The sequence below is a fragment of the Psychrobacillus sp. MER TA 171 genome, assembly GCF_023713305.1.
Lineage (GTDB): Bacteria > Bacillota > Bacilli > Bacillales_A > Planococcaceae > Psychrobacillus.
This window is the reverse complement of the sequence record NZ_JAMAWN010000041.1, coordinates 1-15,388: the sequence shown is the minus strand read 5'-3', so window position 1 is coordinate 15,388 and position 15,388 is coordinate 1. Positions and strand designations below refer to the sequence as shown.

The following is a 15,388-nucleotide window of genomic DNA, read 5'->3' as shown; positions in this document are numbered from 1 at the left end:
CCGCCCCCTGGAAAGCATCCGCTCGGAACGGAAAGACATGGATTCAGAAAATAGTAGAAGATGAACAGAACCTGCATTCATACTCTACCTCTAAACGTTTTAAAGGCACTTTTTCAGTGCCCTCGCTTTGCTCCTGCGGGGCTTTCAGCTCGCGCTGTTCCCCCCAGGAGTCGCCGCCTCCTCTCCAAACAACTAGAATGGGGAGGTCTCTTACAAGAGATAAGCTAGCTTTAAAAAGTAGTGAATACGTGAAATCAAGTTTATTGATTTCACGTTTTTTAATTTATTACCTATTTATGCCCTAGCTACTTTTTAAAATTTTCACCATTCATATTATTACTTGGAGTATTAAAGTACATGGGCTTGAAGATAGAGTTTATTGTTTATTTACAACTTCCATGAATATCAATCTGGAAGGCTAAAAATATTTAGCTATAATTATGTGAGCTGAAAAAAAGGGGTGTAGAAGAATGAAAGTAGAGTATTTCATAGGAATTGTCCCTCCAGAAGAATATTTATTGCGAATTAAGCAGTTTCAAAGTAGATGGATTCACAAATTAGGCGTCGAACCACATATAACTTTGAAGGCACAAGGGGGATTAAATCCAGATAAGAAGTGGATAGACAAAGTACAGAGAGTATGTGACAATTTCAAGCCTTTTCAAGTTTCAATAAATAGACCAAAGTATTTTGGAGATAACATTTTATATTTGAGCATTAACTCAAGTAATCTACACGATTTACATCAAAAAATAGTACAAGAAATTTCACCCTCAGAATACTTAATAAAAAAGTACTTTGAACTTAATGCATTTGTTCCCCACTTAACATTGGGGAAAGAATACTTCGATGGAAGCATATCTACTGGACTGTCAAAAAAAGAAGTAAAAGAAATGGAACAATTAGCAAATATAGAATTGACGCCTTATCCTAATTTTGAAGTGAAATTTATAAGAATTTATGAACTAAATATTGAAGAGCAAAGATATGAAAAATATTTAGATGTTCCTTTAAGCAAGGGATCTTAAATCTGAGGTCTGTGAATTATACCTTCAAATACTTATCCAGACATTTACTTTAGTAAGATAAAGTAATATAATGATTTTATTATTTCGAGTGTCAAAGTATGTAAAGAAGGTGTCATTTTGAACGCAGAAGAAAAGCAAGGAATTATTGTAGTTGTGTTGGCATATGCTTGGTGGGGGTTCATGCCTATCTATTGGAAGCTCCTCGATCATGTTGCTAGCGGTGAAATATTATCTGGACGAGTAATATGGTCATTTGTCTTTACGCTAATGTTAGTACTAATAGGTCGAAAATTTTCTGTTTTAAGAGAAGACCTAAAAAATTTATGGAAGGACAAAAAGTCATTTTGGAGTCTTGTTTTAGCCTCTTATTTAGTGACAGGAAACTGGTTTTTATACATATTTGCAGTAAATGAAGGTTATATCGTACAAGCAAGCCTCGGGTATTATATCAACCCATTACTATCGGTTCTACTTGGCATAATCTTTTTGAAGGAAAAGCTTTCTTTGGCACAAAAGATTTCCGTTCTAATAGCCGCTACAGGGGTAGTCTTACTAACAATCTCCTACGGAGTGGTTCCATGGATTGCCATGTTATTAGCAAGCACCTTTGCATTTTATGGGTTGATCAAGAAAAGAATCACAATCGATCCTTTAAGAGGGCTGACAATTGAGACATTATTTGTGCTCCCTGTTGCATTAGCTTACTTTAGCTACCTGGTTGTATCAGATCAAGCAGTATTCTTCTCAAGTAATATCACGACAACCATACTCCTTGTACTTACTGGAGTCGCTACTGCCGTACCGCTTGTGCTTTTTGCAAAGGGAACAAAAACGATGCCTCTATATATGTCAGGTTTTATTCAATATATAGCACCAACACTAATGTTATTAATAGGTATCTTTGTTTACGGTGAGAAATTTAGCAAAATAGAGTTTATTTCATTTTCATTCATATGGGCTGCTCTATTACTATTTACTTTTTCAAAAATAATCGAATTAAGAAGAAAGAAAATGTTAATAGTATAAGTAGGAATTATAGGAACGAACGTTTTACCTTATCCCAATAGCTATTATTTTTTAATTTAACCGTCTTTACTACCTTATCGCTTAAGGAAAGGGCCACAGTATCTACATGCTGAATACTTAGGGCCTCGTTATCTGTACTCATGGATGGATAATCGTTCCAATCCTGTTGAAGGCGAAGTTCAAGTGTTCGATCGCTGCTTAATATGAAGGAAGACCCAAGAGTTCGGTATTCATTACTATTCATGGATGCAATCTCTGCAACTTGGATGCAGCGTAAGAGTGGATCTACGACAGCTCCGTTTAATGACTTATTATAGGCGGAGCTTCCAGTCGGCGTGGAAATAACCATTCCATCCCCACGAAAGGTTTCAAAATGCTTGTGATCAATAAAAATATCTAAAACAAAAGATTTAATGATATTGGAACGAATGGTAAACTCATTAAGACAATAAAATTTTGGGTTACTATTAACAGATACCTCTAAAACGGGGTATTTACGTACAACAATCTTATCTTTTAATACCGCTTCCGCCATTTTCTCTATGTCATCAACGAAAAAATCACAGTACATATTTAAAGAGTCAGTAGTCGAGATACCCGCGTACAGCGTATCTTGTCTAAATCCAGTTTTTCTTACCGCTTGTAAAAAGGTCGCGTCGGATCCGATACTAACGATAATAGAAGCCTCTTCAAAATTTTCCACTGCTACAAAACCATGCTGATGAATAACTTTTTGTATCGATTCTTTACGTTTTAGAGAGTGTGCGTCATTCTTTGTGTATAGGTAGATATTATTTCTTGAAGTCATAAGCATGCTCCTTTTTATAGGGCTTAGACTGCGAAGCACAGAATCTATTAAGTTTACATGTACTTTTAGTCTATGTATTATTATTTTATCATTTAGTGAAACATTTAGACATTTATAACGTATGTAAGAAGGAAAGAAAAAGGAGGAAATTAGTAATATGAATATGAAACGTTGGTTGGCCATTGTAGGAGCTGCAATTTTGTTAGCCATATCCTTGGTTGTTAATACTGCATCATCCATATTCTCAACAGATTGGTCTACATTCATGGAAGATGTAAGCTCTACAGCTAATACAGAGTTCTATGAAACAGTCCTACAGCCAGGAAGTATGAATAAACGAGTGGCTGTACTTACAGTAGATGGTACCATTCAAGATACCGGTGGAACTACTAGCTTGTTTGGAACAGAAGGATATAATCATCAATTTTTCCTTCAACAATTAGATCAAGTAAGAAATGACGATTCTGTTAAGGCAGTCGTTCTTCAAGTAAACTCCCCGGGTGGAGGGGTAGTGGAATCAGCACAGATCTATAAGGAAATAGTAGAAATTCAAGAAGAGACCGGTAAACCATTTTATGTTTCGATGGGAAGCATGGCAGCTTCAGGAGGATATTACATATCTGCACCAGCCGATAAAATCTTTGTGAACAAAGAAACACTGACAGGTTCTATCGGGGTTATTATGCAAAGCATAAACTATGGCGGCCTTGCTGAAAAGTACGGCGTGGAATTTGTGACGATCAAATCAGGACCATATAAAGACATTATGAGTCCAACGAGAGACATGACAGAAGAAGAGCGAGCAATGCTACAAGATATGCTAAATGATTCTTATGAGGACTTTGTTGATATTATTGAACAAGGAAGAAATATGACAGAGGCTGAAGTTAAGAAAGTAGCAGATGGAAGAATATTAAACGGAAGACAGGCCGTGGAGTCGGGTCTTGCGGATGAGCTTGGTTTCTTAGAAGATGCTGTAGCGTCCATTCAAACTGACTATGACCTAGAAGGCGCAGAAGTATTTGAGTATGGTTTTTCTCCTAGCTTCTCTTCATTATTTGCGATGAAAGCACAATCATTTTTTGGAGTAGACATTGAATCTAAACTGATTGCTAAGCTAATTGCAGATAATTCTGCACCAAAAATGATGTACCTTTATGGAAATGAATAAGGAGGGAATACAATGAGTGAGTTAGAACCAAATAACCATGAGCTTGTAAAAGAAAGCCCGCCTATTCGTCAAACAATGGCCGTTTCGAAAACGGAAAGCTATGTACAAAAGGCTGCTGGCTTTTGGATACGCTTTTGGGCTTATATAGTAGATTTGCTCGTGCTATCTTCTGTGGGCATGCTGTTAATCAAACCAGTTTTCCGCTTGTTCTCATTGGATGTAAGCAGTTCAAGCTGGTATGCACCGATATCACTTGTAACAGCAATTCTTTTCTATTTGTACTTTGTTCTTATGACGAAGTTCTTTTCACAAACAGTGGGTAAAATGATTTTTGGCATTCGTGTTGTATCTAAAGGAGAAGGAAAGCTAACATGGGGTACGGTTTTATTCAGAGAATGGGTAGGACGTCTAATATCAGTCATACCATTTAACCTTCCATATGTAGTTGCGGCCTTTACACCACAAAAGCAAGCAATCCATGATTTTATCGCAGATACACTCGTCATACACGAATCTTCCTATGACAAAAAGGAAATTGTAGAATATAAGCGCACTCCTGTTGCAAATGAGTTGCAAGAGACAAACGAATTCTAGTAAGATGAGAGTATCGAAAAGGAGGCTACATAATTATGACACAAGTAACATTTAAAAATAATCCTGTAACATTATTAGGCAAAGAGGTAGAGGTTGGGGAAAAAGCTCCAAACTTTACAGTATTGGCAAATAACCTATCGCCGGTTACTCTTGAGGATTCAGCTGGAAAAACTCGCCTGATTAGTGTAGTACCTTCCCTTGACACTGGTGTTTGTTCAGCGCAAACTAACAAGTTTAACGAAAGTGCTGCAAGTCTTGGTGATGATGTTGTTATTTTAACAATCTCTGTTGACCTACCTTTTGCACAGTCTCGTTGGTGTGGAGCAAATGCAGCAGATTCTATTCAGACATTATCTGATCACCGTGACCTTTCTTTTGGGAAAGCATTCGGAATAGTAATGGAAGAGTTACGCTTACTTGCTCGCTCGGTATTTGTAGTAGATAAGAATGGTGTAGTAACTTACAAGGAAATCGTAAGTGAAGGTACTAACCATCCTGACTACGAAAAAGCGCTTGAGGCTGTTAAAGCAGCTCAATAACTAACACTATAAAAAATAAGTAAACCCACTCTATTTCGAGTGGGTTTTCATTTGAGGGATCAGTATGCAAACAAATGTAGAAAAAATCTTTTCATTTATCGATCAAGAAGCCACATATATAGAAGAGCAGGAATCTGCTCCTTATTTAGAAGGAATCGTTTATGCACTTGAGCTATGGCTTGAAAACAAAAAAGCTCCTGACCTTGTGAATCCTAAAAAAGAAGAGATTCGTAAAGCTATCCAGCTCGCTATTTTAAAAGGGATGAGCAAATCAACTCAAGCAAATCACCAAATGACACCGGACGCAATTGGCTTACTATTAAGCTACTTCGTAAAAGAAATGAACAAGGAGAAAAAGGAGCTGTCCTTTTTAGATCCAGCATTAGGCACTGGAAACCTTCTATTCACCTTAATGAACGTCATTCCGAATACTTCCCATGCGTTTGGAGTGGAGATAGACGAGTTACTTATTCAGCTTGCTGCACAGGTTGGGGAACTCCTGGAGCAGGACATCCAGTTATTTAGACAGGATGCAATTCGTCCACTAATGATTGATCCCGTCGATATAGTTGTAAGTGACTTGCCAGTAGGATACTATCCAGACGAAGAGGCCTCGAAGGAATATTTCCTTCATAGCGAGGAGGAAATGCCTTATGCCCATCATTTGTTCATGGAACAAGCGATGAAGCATGTAAAGCCGGGAGGGTATCTATATTTTCTAGTCCCAGCTACGATCTTCGAATCAAAGCAAGCACCACAGCTGCATAAATTTATAAAAGAAAATGGCTGGATACAAGCAGTCATTCAACTTCCAGACTCTATCTTTAAGAACAAAGCGCAAGAAAAGAGTCTCCTTATTTTACAAAAGAAAAGTGAGGATTTAAAGGCTCCACGAGAGGTCTTGCTTGCGAAGGTACCAAGTATGACAAATCGAGAAGCAATGGAGCTATTCTTCAAAAAAATCGACATATGGCAAGAAGAAAATAATAGGTAAAATTTGCCCGCCCCTTTTATGCAAGGTACAATTATTGTATCAGTATAAAGAAGGGGCGTTTTCTTATGCCAAATATTTTAGCAGTTAATGCAGGTAGTTCTTCTTTAAAATTTCAGTTGTACTCAATGCCCGAAGAGAGAGTAATAGCAAAAGGATTAATCGAAAGGATAGGGTTATCGAATCCTGTGTTTACGATGAACTTTGACGATGAACGTATCCACTTAATAGAGCAAGTAGATAATCACGAACAGGCGGTTAAATTGCTCATTAAAATGCTGATTGATCGAAAAGTAATTCAGTCGTTAGAAGATATACAAGGAATTGGCCACCGTGTCGTACATGGAGGAGAAACATACAATGACTCCATTTTAATAAACGAGGACGTCATCAAAAATATTGAAAGATTAGCAGAGTTTGCTCCGCTTCATAATCCAGCTAATGTTACAGGAATAAGAGAATTTCAAAAAGTTTTGCCCAATATACCAGCTGTCGCTGTGTTTGATACTGCTTTCCATCAAACGATGCCTGAAAGTTCTTATTTATACTCGATTCCGTATGACTATTACGAAAAGTATAGTATTCGAAAATATGGTTTTCACGGAACCTCTCATAAATATGTCGCTCATCGAGCAGCAGAATTATTAAATAGACCACTAGAAATAACTCGCCTCATCTCCTGCCATCTCGGAAATGGGGCAAGCATTGCTGCTATTCACAAAGGAAAATCTATCGACACCTCCATGGGCTTCACTCCACTTGCAGGAGTAACAATGGGCACAAGATCAGGAAACATTGACCCGGCACTGATACCATACTTAATGGAGAAGACAGGGAAAAGTGCAGAAGGCATCCTAGATATACTAAATAAGAAATCTGGAATGCTTGGAGTATCAGGCTTTTCTAGTGATCTGCGAGATATCGTAACAGAAGCAACCAAAGGCAATGACCGTGCCCAGCTAGCACTAGACGTATTTGCCAACCGAATACACAAATACATCGGATCCTACGCTGCCCGTATGAATGGAGTAGACGCCATCCTCTTCACAGCAGGCATAGGAGAAAACAGCGAGGTTATCCGAGAAAAAGTACTCTCCGGCCTCCAATTCATGGGCGTCTACATGGATCCGGACCTAAACAAGCTGCACGGTAAAGAAGGCTTCATCAACTACCCACACTCACCCGTAAAAGTCATCGTCATCCCAACGAACGAGGAGATTATGATTGCGAGAGATGTGATGCGGGTGGCGGAGATGTAGTTAATATTATGTCTTCTTTAACACACCTTTTTTAACAAGGTTATTTAAAGCACCAATATTTTTAAATCTAAAATAAACACTTAATCTACTCAAATCTTCATTCGTTAAAGATGAATAATCAATCATTAATTCATACTCTTGGTCTAATTTTTGAATCATTGTTTTAGCATATTCTATTTGTTTTTTAGTTAATAGTTTTTCTTTTTTTAAATGTTCTTCAGTGATTTTTTCTTTATCATTTTCATCTATTTCTTTCTTGTTATTAATAGTGTAGTTAATTTCATCCGTATATTTACCTGACTTAATCCAATTCATATCTTCTCTGTTCAGGCTAAACCATTCTCCTTCTAATCGTTTAGAAGCAAAATGCTTATGAAACACCACCTCTGTCTGGTGGTGATTTCCAGTCTTAATCAAGTAGATAAGTTTGTTCTCAAATGGAAGCTTAATGTTAAAAAGATTCATTCGTTTTTCGATGTGCTTTGTTTTTCCAATTTTAAAAGTGCCATTCATATATTCTTGGACGAAGTAAACATAACCTGGGGCATCGCCTTCTGGAAAAGGAAATTTTTGAACTGCTTCTAATTCTTCTTGATTTGAATCGAAAAGATATATCTTTTGGGGTTGAGTATAAGTTGGTATATCTGTTGTTTCTTTTGTGTAAGAGTTTTTCATAAATATTCGTTCTACAAGTTGTTTGATCAAAAAACTCACGTCTCTTTCTATATGGATATTATAAAATATAGTATTATTTTCCATTATAGTGTATTGATGAATATTTTTATAGTTGAAAAGTAATAATTGGTTTTATCTTTAACTGTTTAGATACGATCAGCTATTAACTGCTAAGCAAGGATAACTCCTTGTTGATTGGAGCGACAGGTGGCGACACAAGTAGGGGCGAGTGAGACAGATAAGACATCACAACCACGCGCGTTAGCGATGGGTGATGGCTTATCGCTCACCCCACGGAAAGCGTCCGCCGATAGCGGAAATCAACTTCTACATTATTCTACGTAAGGCATTAACGCTTTCCGTCTACTTTCCTCTGGTCTCTCATTCAAATTGTTCAAAATTAAAAAGAGAACCAAGGCATAAGCCATGATTCTCTACATCTTAATTTCTAATTTATGCTTCTAATACTTCATCTGTACGAACTACAAGTACATCACAAGTAGAAGAACGTACAATATATTCAGACACACTACCAATTAAAAATCTTTCCATTGCATTTAGACCAGTTGCTCCACAAATGATTAAATCTGCTTCTACCTTATTAGCTAAATCCTTCGAAATCATTGTCTTAGGTGAGCCATACTCAACAATAATATTTACATTTGTCACTCCAGCAGCAAGAGCTTCTTTTTTATATCCACCAAGTAAATCTTCTGCAAATTTTTGAGCTCTTTCCGCGATAGAACGATCATACGCCTCAATAGCTGCAAAAGAACGAGTATCAATGATATTAACTAGATTTAAAGTTGCGTTATTTCTTTCAGCAATAGAAACAGACTTTTTAAAAGCAAATTCTGCTTCCTTTGAACCGTCTACTGCTACTAAGATTTGATTGTATTTTAATGTCATTCTAAATCCCTCCTGGGTTTGTTATACTATTATATTTCTATACTTAATCTCTAATTCCTGCTATCTTTTAATAGTTATTTAGTCTAATTTGTGAACAAAGGCTAATTATAAGAACGAATTGATGAGCAATTTAGAATTATTAATGCTAAAATATACTTGTTTCACTAATCTATTTAATCTTGTTAAAGGGGATATAGACATGCGTATAGGAGTTCCAAAGGAAATTAAAAATAATGAAAACCGTGTCGCAATGACACCAGCGGGAGTTGTAAGCTTAACACTACATAATCATCAAGTGTTTATTGAAACAGGAGCAGGATTAGGTTCTAGCTTTACCGATGAAGATTATATTGCAGCAGGAGCAACGATTGTTCAAACTGCTCACGAAGCATGGAATCAAGAAATGGTAATGAAAGTAAAAGAACCAACACATCAAGAATTTGACTTAATTCAAGAAGGAACGATCCTGTTCACTTATCTACATTTAGCACCTGAAGAAGCATTAACAAAAGTGTTATTAGACAAGAAAGTGACAGCGATTGCTTATGAAACAGTTCAATTACCAAACAATTCTTTACCTCTTCTTTCACCAATGAGTGAGGTTGCAGGTCGTATGGCTACTCAAATTGGCGCTCAATTCCTAGAGCAAATCCATGGAGGTAAAGGAATTTTACTTGGTGGAGTTCCAGGGGTTCCACGTGCTAATGTAGCAATTATTGGTGGTGGGATCGCAGGCACAAATGCTGCAAAAATGGCAATAGGAATGGGTGCAAAAGTCACTATCATCGACTTAAACGTGGATCGTCTTCGTCAATTAGAAGATATCTTTGGAAGCAATGTTCAAACTCTAATCTCTAACCCTTACAATATTGGAGAAGCGGTGAAGGAAGCTGACTTAGTAATAGGTGCTGTATTAATACCTGGTGCCAAAGCTCCTAAGCTAGTATCAGAGGATATGATTAAATCAATGACTCCAGGCTCAGTTGTAATCGATATTGCCATTGACCAAGGGGGAATCTTTGAAACTTCTGACAGAATAACAACGCATGATAACCCTACCTATGAAAAGCACGGCGTAGTTCATTATGCAGTTGCGAATATGCCAGGAGCGGTTCCAAGAACATCTACGATGGCATTGACGAACGCAACAGTACCTTATGCAGTGCAAATTGCAAACAAAGGGTACAAGCAAGCATGTCTGGATAATTTAGCTCTTCAAAAAGGGATTAATACATTAGGCGGTCATGTCACATTTGCAGCAGTTGCAGAAGCACAAGGCTTACCATATACAGATGTAACAACTCTTTTAAAATAACATTACTCAATCACCCATCTCTAAAGAGTTTGGGTGATTTCTAAATTTCTAGACAGTGAGGTGGAATAGTGAGTTATCTATACATTGGCCTCGCAGGTGGACTAGGTGCAATATGTCGGTATGTGATTGGGTTTTATATAGCTCCTTCATCTTCTTTCCCTTTTTCCACGTTACTTGTAAATTTAATTGGATGTTTTGCTCTTGCTTTTGTTTTGTCTCGCACAGAGAGGTTCTCCTACAAATTACGCCTCGCCTTAGGCACCGGGTTCCTCGGTTCTTTTACTACCTTTTCAGCCTTTAGTGTGGAAACTATACTATTAGTAGAACAATCCGAATATGCTTTGACACTGATTTATCTAATATGCAGTATAATTGGCGGCATGATTAGTAGTAATCTTGGATGGAAAAAAGAGGTGAAAGAATGACTCTAATTTCTTTAATAGCAGTAGGGGGAGCGGGATTCCTTGGTGCAATACTGAGATTTTATACCGCTGAAAAACTAAATAAGCATAGCCAGTTTCCTTATGGAACGCTTGCAGTAAATACAATAGGATCCTTTCTGCTTGGTATTATAAGTGGGATTTATATTGAAGGCATATATTTGTTAATATTGGGAACTGGATTTCTAGGGGCGTTAACAACCTTCTCAACGTTAAATGTTGAATTAATCAAATTAAACGCTGATCGAAGTAAGCGTCAGATTTACTTTATAGCTACCTATGTAGGAGGGGTGTTGGTTGCTTTTATAGGATACCTGCTTGGTTCCTTATTTTAGTTATTAATTGTCCTATAAAAGTAAAGGTAATTATAGAAATGGTAGTTTGTAAAATGGAAGGGGAGATTTTGTGAAAATACTAGTATTTTTAATTATTCTTGGCATTTTATTATTCTTTTTAGAGAAAATAGTTAATAAATTACTGCAAGTTGAAAAGAAAAAAATTTCTGAAACTCCCGGTAAAAAACTGGACCAATGGGGAAGAGGTATTATTTTATTTATCTTCTTATTCACACTTCCGTTTATGGTTATTGGGGACTCTACCAATTTTGTAAAGTGGTATTGGATTATCTATTTAACCGTGTTAATGGGTTTTCAAGCATTTTTACAGTGGAAGTACCTCAAAAATTCCAAACAATATGTTTCTACAATTATTTTTATGATACTAACTGTTATTATTATATTTAATATAGATAATTTACTTCTTTTGATGGAATAATATCGTTATCGAGTAAATAAGTAATGTTAATAATGTTATTGAAGGCAGTTTAGGCTCTGGATTCTGCATTTTTTTTTACATTTCCTCTGTTGATTGGAGCGGCAGACGGCGACTCCAGCGGGAGGAGGGCTTATCGCTCCCCCCGCGGAAAGCGTCCGTCTAAAGCGGAAATCAACTCTACTCACTCACTAAACTATTATGAAATGAAAAAAGTCTAACCTCCTAAAGGATTAGACTTTTAAACATTTTAAAGTATTTGCAGCTCTTTCGGGAATTTAGTTAACACTTCCACTCCGTCAGCAGTAACCACTACATCATCCTCAATACGTACGCCCGTAATATCTGGGTGGTAAATACCAGGCTCGATCGTAAATACCATTCCTTCTTCTAACACCATTTCATTAACACCTGTAATCGAAGGGAATTCATGAACTGAAATTCCTAAGCCATGACCAAGGCGATGCGTAAAGTATTCACCATAGCCAGCCTCCGTAATAACATCACGAGCCGTTTTGTCTAATTCCATAGCAGTGACACCTGGCTTCACTGCATTTACAGCTGCCATTTCTGCTTTAAGTACCGTTTCGTATACTTCTCTTTTTTCAGGAGAAGGTTCGCCGAAAGCTACCGTACGAGTTATATCAGAACAATAGCCATTATACACTACACCAAGATCAAACAGGATGAAATCACCCTTTTGAATTTTGCGATCGCCTGGAGTTCCGTGAGGAGAAGCAGTCTTCGGTCCACTTAATACCATCGTATCAAATGACATTTGAGCTGCGCCTTTTTCTTTCACGGCTAACTCGATAGCATTTAATATTTCTAGCTCCGTTTTACCTTCAGCAATCTCTTTACAACCGACTTCAATCGCATAATCTGCTAGCTCTGCTGCTTTACGCATATTAGCTAATTCTGCCTCGGATTTTATAACACGTAGCTCATTGATCTTTTCATCTAAACGATTAATTTGAAGGGACGAAAATCTTTTCGTTATTGCTTCTAATCTTTCAACCGTCATATGAGATTTTTCAATTGCAAGGCTCTGAATGGATTGTCCGCTTTCTTTCACTGCTGACGCTAATACGTCCCATGCATTGTCTGTGTCCTGATGACCAATAATAGTCCCTGACCATCCAGCTGCTTTAGCGTCCGGCATCTCCATTTTAGGGCAAATGATAAACGGGGGAGCATCTTTGAAAATCATCACTCCAAGTAAACGTTCGTGCGGATTGCTTTTAAATCCGGTAAAATAGAAGACGTTATCAGGAGTAGTTACGAAAGCAGCGTCTATGCTGTTAATTTGTAGGTATGACTGAATTTTTTTTATAGATTCCAAGTAAAGCACCTCTTTTTTATTTATATTATAAGGATAGCAGAATAAAGGAATTCTTGCATTAGCGTTGAATGAACAATAAGTAGATTTAAAATAATTTTTAAGGAGAGATGTCAAAATGAAAATTAGCTATCATGGACACTCAGTAGTAAAAATTCAAACAAATTCTCACACTATTTTAATTGACCCTTTTATAACGGGAAATGAAAAAACAGACTTGAACGCAGCTGAACAACAAGTGGATGCTATTCTTTTAACACATGGTCATGACGACCATGTCGGAGATACAGTGGAGATTGCTAAAAAATGCAATGCCATTGTCGTAGCACCTTTTGAGCTGGCAAATTATATACAATCTAAAGGGGTAGAAGTGCATCCTATGGGTATCGGAGGCGAGCGTGAATTTGAGTTTGGTAAAGTGAAATTTACACAAGCTTTTCATAGCTCTTCAACAACAGATGAAGAGGGGCGCATCATTTATTTAGGCATGCCTACTGGTATTATCTTCAGTGCAGAGGGAACTACCTTGTACCATGCTGGGGATACTGGTTTATTTGGTGATATGAAGCTGATAGGTGATCGACACGATATTGATATTGCTTTCCTTCCTATAGGTAGCAATTTCACAATGGGACCAGAGGATGCGGCTTATGCTACAGAATTACTTCAGCCTAAAATAGTAGTTCCTATTCACTACAATACTTTTCCACCTATCAAACAGGATCCAAAGTACTTTGAAAGCTTAGTTAAAAAGGCAGAAGTTCAAATACTTTCAGCTGGAGAATTTGTTGCACTCTCCTAGGATAAGAAAATTATTAAAATGTGTTACAATAAGCGTATAACTAACGTTTGGATGTGACTACATGACAACAAAACATGAGCAGATTTTAGCTTACATTGAAAACCTTCCCGTTGGTGATAAAATATCGGTTAGGCAAATTGCAAAAGATTTATCGGTAAGTGAAGGAACAGCTTATAGAGCCATTAAGGAAGCAGAAAATAGAAGGATAGTTAGTACTATTGAACGAGTGGGTACGATTCGTATAGAGCTTAAGAAAAAAGAGCACTTCGAACGTCTTACATTTGCAGAGGTAGTTAATATAGTAGATGGACAAGTACTTGGTGGTAAAGCTGGGCTATACAAGACATTGAACAAATTCGTTATTGGTGCCATGCAGCTAGATGATATGATGCGCTACGTAGAGCCAAGCAATCTATTGATCGTAGGTAATCGGTTGAAGGTACATGAGACTGCTTTAAAGGCTGGAGCTGCAGTATTAATCACGGGTGGCTTTGATGTTTTGGAGAACACAAAAAAATTAGCTGATGCGCTAGAACTTCCGGTTATATCCACGAGCTATGATACCTTTACAGTTGCCACGATGATTAATCGAGCGATTGACGACCAGCTTATTAAGAAAGACGTTTTACTAATTGAGGATATATATGTACCACTAGAAGAGACGTCTTATTTATACGCAACAGACCTTGTAAAACAATACAGAGATTTAAATAATATGACCTCTCATGGGGGATTCCCTGTAGTAGATCGATCCAATAAGCTCGTTGGAATAGTGACGGCTCGTGATGTCATCGGAAGAAATAGCAATGAGATGATTGAAAAGGTTATGACGAAGAATCCTATTGCTATTACGATGAAAACGAGCGTTGCTTCTGCTAGCCATCGTATGATTTGGGAAGGAATAGACCTTCTTCCTGTTGTAAAAGAGAGCAATTATTTAGAAGGTGTCATCAGTAGGCAGGATGTATTAAAGGCCTTGCAGGCTGCTTCTCGACAGCCACAAAACGGTGAAACGATTGATGATATAGTAAAGCAGCAGATTAAAGTAGTTTCATCTGAGGAGTTTATGTTTGAATTTGTCGTGACTCCACAAATGACGGACCATTACGGGGCGATGTCTTATGGGGCCGTTGCAATCCTTTTAACAGAGACAGGAGCACAAGCGTTAAAAATTAAAAAGCGCGGTGAATCTGTCGTTGAAAACATGACGATTTATTTCACTAAGCCTATTCAATTAGAAAGTATTCTGCGCATCCAAGTAAGGGTATTAGAAATGAGTAGGAAAGTAGCGAAGATGGATATTGAGGTTTTCCACGATAAACAATTAGTTGGTAAGGCTATGGTCACTTATCAATTATTAGAAAGGTAACTCTTGATATAAATAAAAGCTTTGTTAAAGTTATTGGTTGATTTTGACTAACAATTCTTTTTTATAGTGACTGCAAACATAAAAAAAGGAACATTCAAATGGCTATTAAAAACATAAATAGATGAGGAAATTGAGGTTGGTGACAGTTTTTCACCTTTGTTTATGCGAGTAAATAGATTAGCGCTTTACCGATGCTAAAGCTGTTCCCATTTATTGATTGGAGCGCCAGACGGCGACTCCTACGGGATGACATAGCTATCAAGTTAAGAAGTTTATAAAAACCCTCGAGGTTGGTATAGAAAACTAACCAACAGGAGGTGCTTCATATGAAAAGAACTGATTTAGACGAATG

General features: G+C 37.3%; 17 protein-coding genes. 13 read left to right on the top strand and 4 right to left on the bottom strand.

Going from position 1 to position 15,388, the window contains the following annotated elements; all coding sequences use genetic code 11:
* Nucleotides 1-470 precede the first annotated feature (470 nt).
* A complete protein-coding gene (locus tag M3627_RS20200) occupies nucleotides 471-1,028 on the top strand; it encodes a 2'-5' RNA ligase family protein (RefSeq protein ID WP_251557239.1) in 558 nt (185 codons plus the stop codon).
* 117 nt (nucleotides 1,029-1,145) lie between these two features.
* Entirely contained in the window at nucleotides 1,146-2,054 is a 909-nt protein-coding gene (gene rarD, locus M3627_RS20195; protein ID WP_205964130.1) for an EamA family transporter RarD, read from the top strand.
* Between the two features lie 7 nt (nucleotides 2,055-2,061).
* Here rarD and M3627_RS20190 read toward each other — a convergent pair whose 3' ends face one another.
* The gene (locus M3627_RS20190; protein WP_251557238.1) at nucleotides 2,062-2,862 is read right to left on the bottom strand and encodes an NAD kinase; all 801 of its coding nucleotides are present in this window, start codon (nucleotides 2,860-2,862) and stop codon (nucleotides 2,062-2,064) included.
* Nucleotides 2,863-3,019: 157 nt separating this feature from the next.
* Here M3627_RS20190 and sppA point away from each other — a divergent pair, with 157 nt between their 5' ends.
* The 5 genes from sppA (at nucleotide 3,020) to M3627_RS20165 (ending at nucleotide 7,416) form a co-directional block, all read left to right on the top strand.
* The gene (gene sppA / locus M3627_RS20185) at nucleotides 3,020-4,033 is read left to right on the top strand and encodes a signal peptide peptidase SppA (protein WP_169360936.1); all 1,014 of its coding nucleotides are present in this window, start codon (nucleotides 3,020-3,022) and stop codon (nucleotides 4,031-4,033) included.
* A 12-nt stretch (nucleotides 4,034-4,045) separates the two neighbouring features.
* A complete protein-coding gene (locus tag M3627_RS20180; protein WP_251557237.1) occupies nucleotides 4,046-4,627 on the top strand; it encodes an RDD family protein in 582 nt (193 codons plus the stop codon).
* 35 nt (nucleotides 4,628-4,662) lie between these two features.
* A complete protein-coding gene (tpx, locus tag M3627_RS20175; protein WP_169360937.1) occupies nucleotides 4,663-5,166 on the top strand; it encodes a thiol peroxidase in 504 nt (167 codons plus the stop codon).
* Nucleotides 5,167-5,230: 64 nt separating this feature from the next.
* Nucleotides 5,231-6,160 (top strand): class I SAM-dependent methyltransferase, encoded by a 930-nt coding sequence (locus M3627_RS20170; protein ID WP_251557236.1) that lies wholly within the window; start codon nucleotides 5,231-5,233, stop codon nucleotides 6,158-6,160.
* Nucleotides 6,161-6,225: 65 nt separating this feature from the next.
* Nucleotides 6,226-7,416: an acetate kinase gene (locus tag M3627_RS20165; RefSeq protein WP_251557235.1), complete on the top strand. Its 1,191-nt coding sequence runs from the start codon at nucleotides 6,226-6,228 to the stop codon at nucleotides 7,414-7,416.
* Nucleotides 7,417-7,422: 6 nt separating this feature from the next.
* Here the strand turns inward: M3627_RS20165 and M3627_RS20160 are convergent, their stop codons facing one another.
* Nucleotides 7,423-8,175, bottom strand: a complete 753-nt coding sequence (locus M3627_RS20160) for a GIY-YIG nuclease family protein (protein ID WP_251557234.1) — start codon at nucleotides 8,173-8,175, stop codon at nucleotides 7,423-7,425.
* Between the two features lie 369 nt (nucleotides 8,176-8,544).
* Nucleotides 8,545-9,000 carry a universal stress protein gene (locus M3627_RS20155; RefSeq protein ID WP_169360943.1) on the bottom strand — a complete coding sequence of 152 codons (456 nt, stop codon included), beginning with the start codon at nucleotides 8,998-9,000 and terminating at the stop codon, nucleotides 8,545-8,547.
* Nucleotides 9,001-9,199: 199 nt separating this feature from the next.
* On the opposite strand from M3627_RS20155, the gene ald reads away from it, so the two are divergent.
* From ald to M3627_RS20135, 4 genes are all read left to right on the top strand, one after another.
* On the top strand, nucleotides 9,200-10,315 hold the full coding sequence (gene ald / locus M3627_RS20150; protein WP_169360944.1) for an alanine dehydrogenase: 1,116 nt from the start codon (nucleotides 9,200-9,202) through the stop codon (nucleotides 10,313-10,315).
* Between the two features lie 68 nt (nucleotides 10,316-10,383).
* Complete coding sequence (crcB, locus tag M3627_RS20145) at nucleotides 10,384-10,740, top strand: fluoride efflux transporter CrcB (RefSeq protein ID WP_353056485.1); 357 nt, start codon at nucleotides 10,384-10,386, stop codon at nucleotides 10,738-10,740.
* A complete protein-coding gene (locus M3627_RS20140) occupies nucleotides 10,737-11,090 on the top strand; it encodes a fluoride efflux transporter FluC (RefSeq protein ID WP_251557233.1) in 354 nt (117 codons plus the stop codon). The genes crcB and M3627_RS20140 overlap by 4 nt, the downstream gene beginning before the upstream one ends.
* 70 nt (nucleotides 11,091-11,160) lie before the next feature.
* Nucleotides 11,161-11,529, top strand: a complete 369-nt coding sequence (locus M3627_RS20135) for a DUF4181 domain-containing protein (protein WP_251557232.1) — start codon at nucleotides 11,161-11,163, stop codon at nucleotides 11,527-11,529.
* A 247-nt stretch (nucleotides 11,530-11,776) separates the two neighbouring features.
* Here the strand turns inward: M3627_RS20135 and M3627_RS20130 are convergent, their stop codons facing one another.
* Complete coding sequence (locus M3627_RS20130; protein WP_251557230.1) at nucleotides 11,777-12,868, bottom strand: M24 family metallopeptidase; 1,092 nt, start codon at nucleotides 12,866-12,868, stop codon at nucleotides 11,777-11,779.
* A 115-nt stretch (nucleotides 12,869-12,983) separates the two neighbouring features.
* Between M3627_RS20130 and M3627_RS20125 the strand changes: the two genes are divergently transcribed.
* Together M3627_RS20125 and M3627_RS20120 are read left to right on the top strand one after the other, a co-directional pair.
* Entirely contained in the window at nucleotides 12,984-13,667 is a 684-nt protein-coding gene (locus M3627_RS20125; RefSeq protein WP_251557229.1) for a metal-dependent hydrolase, read from the top strand.
* A gap of 61 nt (nucleotides 13,668-13,728) precedes the next feature.
* Nucleotides 13,729-15,036: a DRTGG domain-containing protein gene (locus M3627_RS20120; RefSeq protein WP_251557228.1), complete on the top strand. Its 1,308-nt coding sequence runs from the start codon at nucleotides 13,729-13,731 to the stop codon at nucleotides 15,034-15,036.
* Nucleotides 15,037-15,388 lie beyond the last annotated feature (352 nt).

Bases quoted from the DNA above. Each gene is read 5' to 3' on its own strand.
- M3627_RS20200 (WP_251557239.1), top strand. From the start codon at position 471: ATGAAAGTAGAGTATTTCATAGGAATTGTCCCTCCAGAAGAATATTTA.
- M3627_RS20190 (WP_251557238.1), bottom strand. From the start codon at position 2,862: ATGACTTCAAGAAATAATATCTACCTATACACAAAGAATGACGCACAC.
- sppA (WP_169360936.1), top strand. From the start codon at position 3,020: ATGAATATGAAACGTTGGTTGGCCATTGTAGGAGCTGCAATTTTGTTA.
- M3627_RS20180 (WP_251557237.1), top strand. From the start codon at position 4,046: ATGAGTGAGTTAGAACCAAATAACCATGAGCTTGTAAAAGAAAGCCCG.
- tpx (WP_169360937.1), top strand. From the start codon at position 4,663: ATGACACAAGTAACATTTAAAAATAATCCTGTAACATTATTAGGCAAA.
- M3627_RS20170 (WP_251557236.1), top strand. From the start codon at position 5,231: ATGCAAACAAATGTAGAAAAAATCTTTTCATTTATCGATCAAGAAGCC.
- M3627_RS20165 (WP_251557235.1), top strand. From the start codon at position 6,226: ATGCCAAATATTTTAGCAGTTAATGCAGGTAGTTCTTCTTTAAAATTT.
- M3627_RS20160 (WP_251557234.1), bottom strand. From the start codon at position 8,175: ATGGAAAATAATACTATATTTTATAATATCCATATAGAAAGAGACGTG.
- M3627_RS20155 (WP_169360943.1), bottom strand. From the start codon at position 9,000: ATGACATTAAAATACAATCAAATCTTAGTAGCAGTAGACGGTTCAAAG.
- ald (WP_169360944.1), top strand. From the start codon at position 9,200: ATGCGTATAGGAGTTCCAAAGGAAATTAAAAATAATGAAAACCGTGTC.
- M3627_RS20140 (WP_251557233.1), top strand. From the start codon at position 10,737: ATGACTCTAATTTCTTTAATAGCAGTAGGGGGAGCGGGATTCCTTGGT.
- M3627_RS20125 (WP_251557229.1), top strand. From the start codon at position 12,984: ATGAAAATTAGCTATCATGGACACTCAGTAGTAAAAATTCAAACAAAT.
- M3627_RS20120 (WP_251557228.1), top strand. From the start codon at position 13,729: ATGACAACAAAACATGAGCAGATTTTAGCTTACATTGAAAACCTTCCC.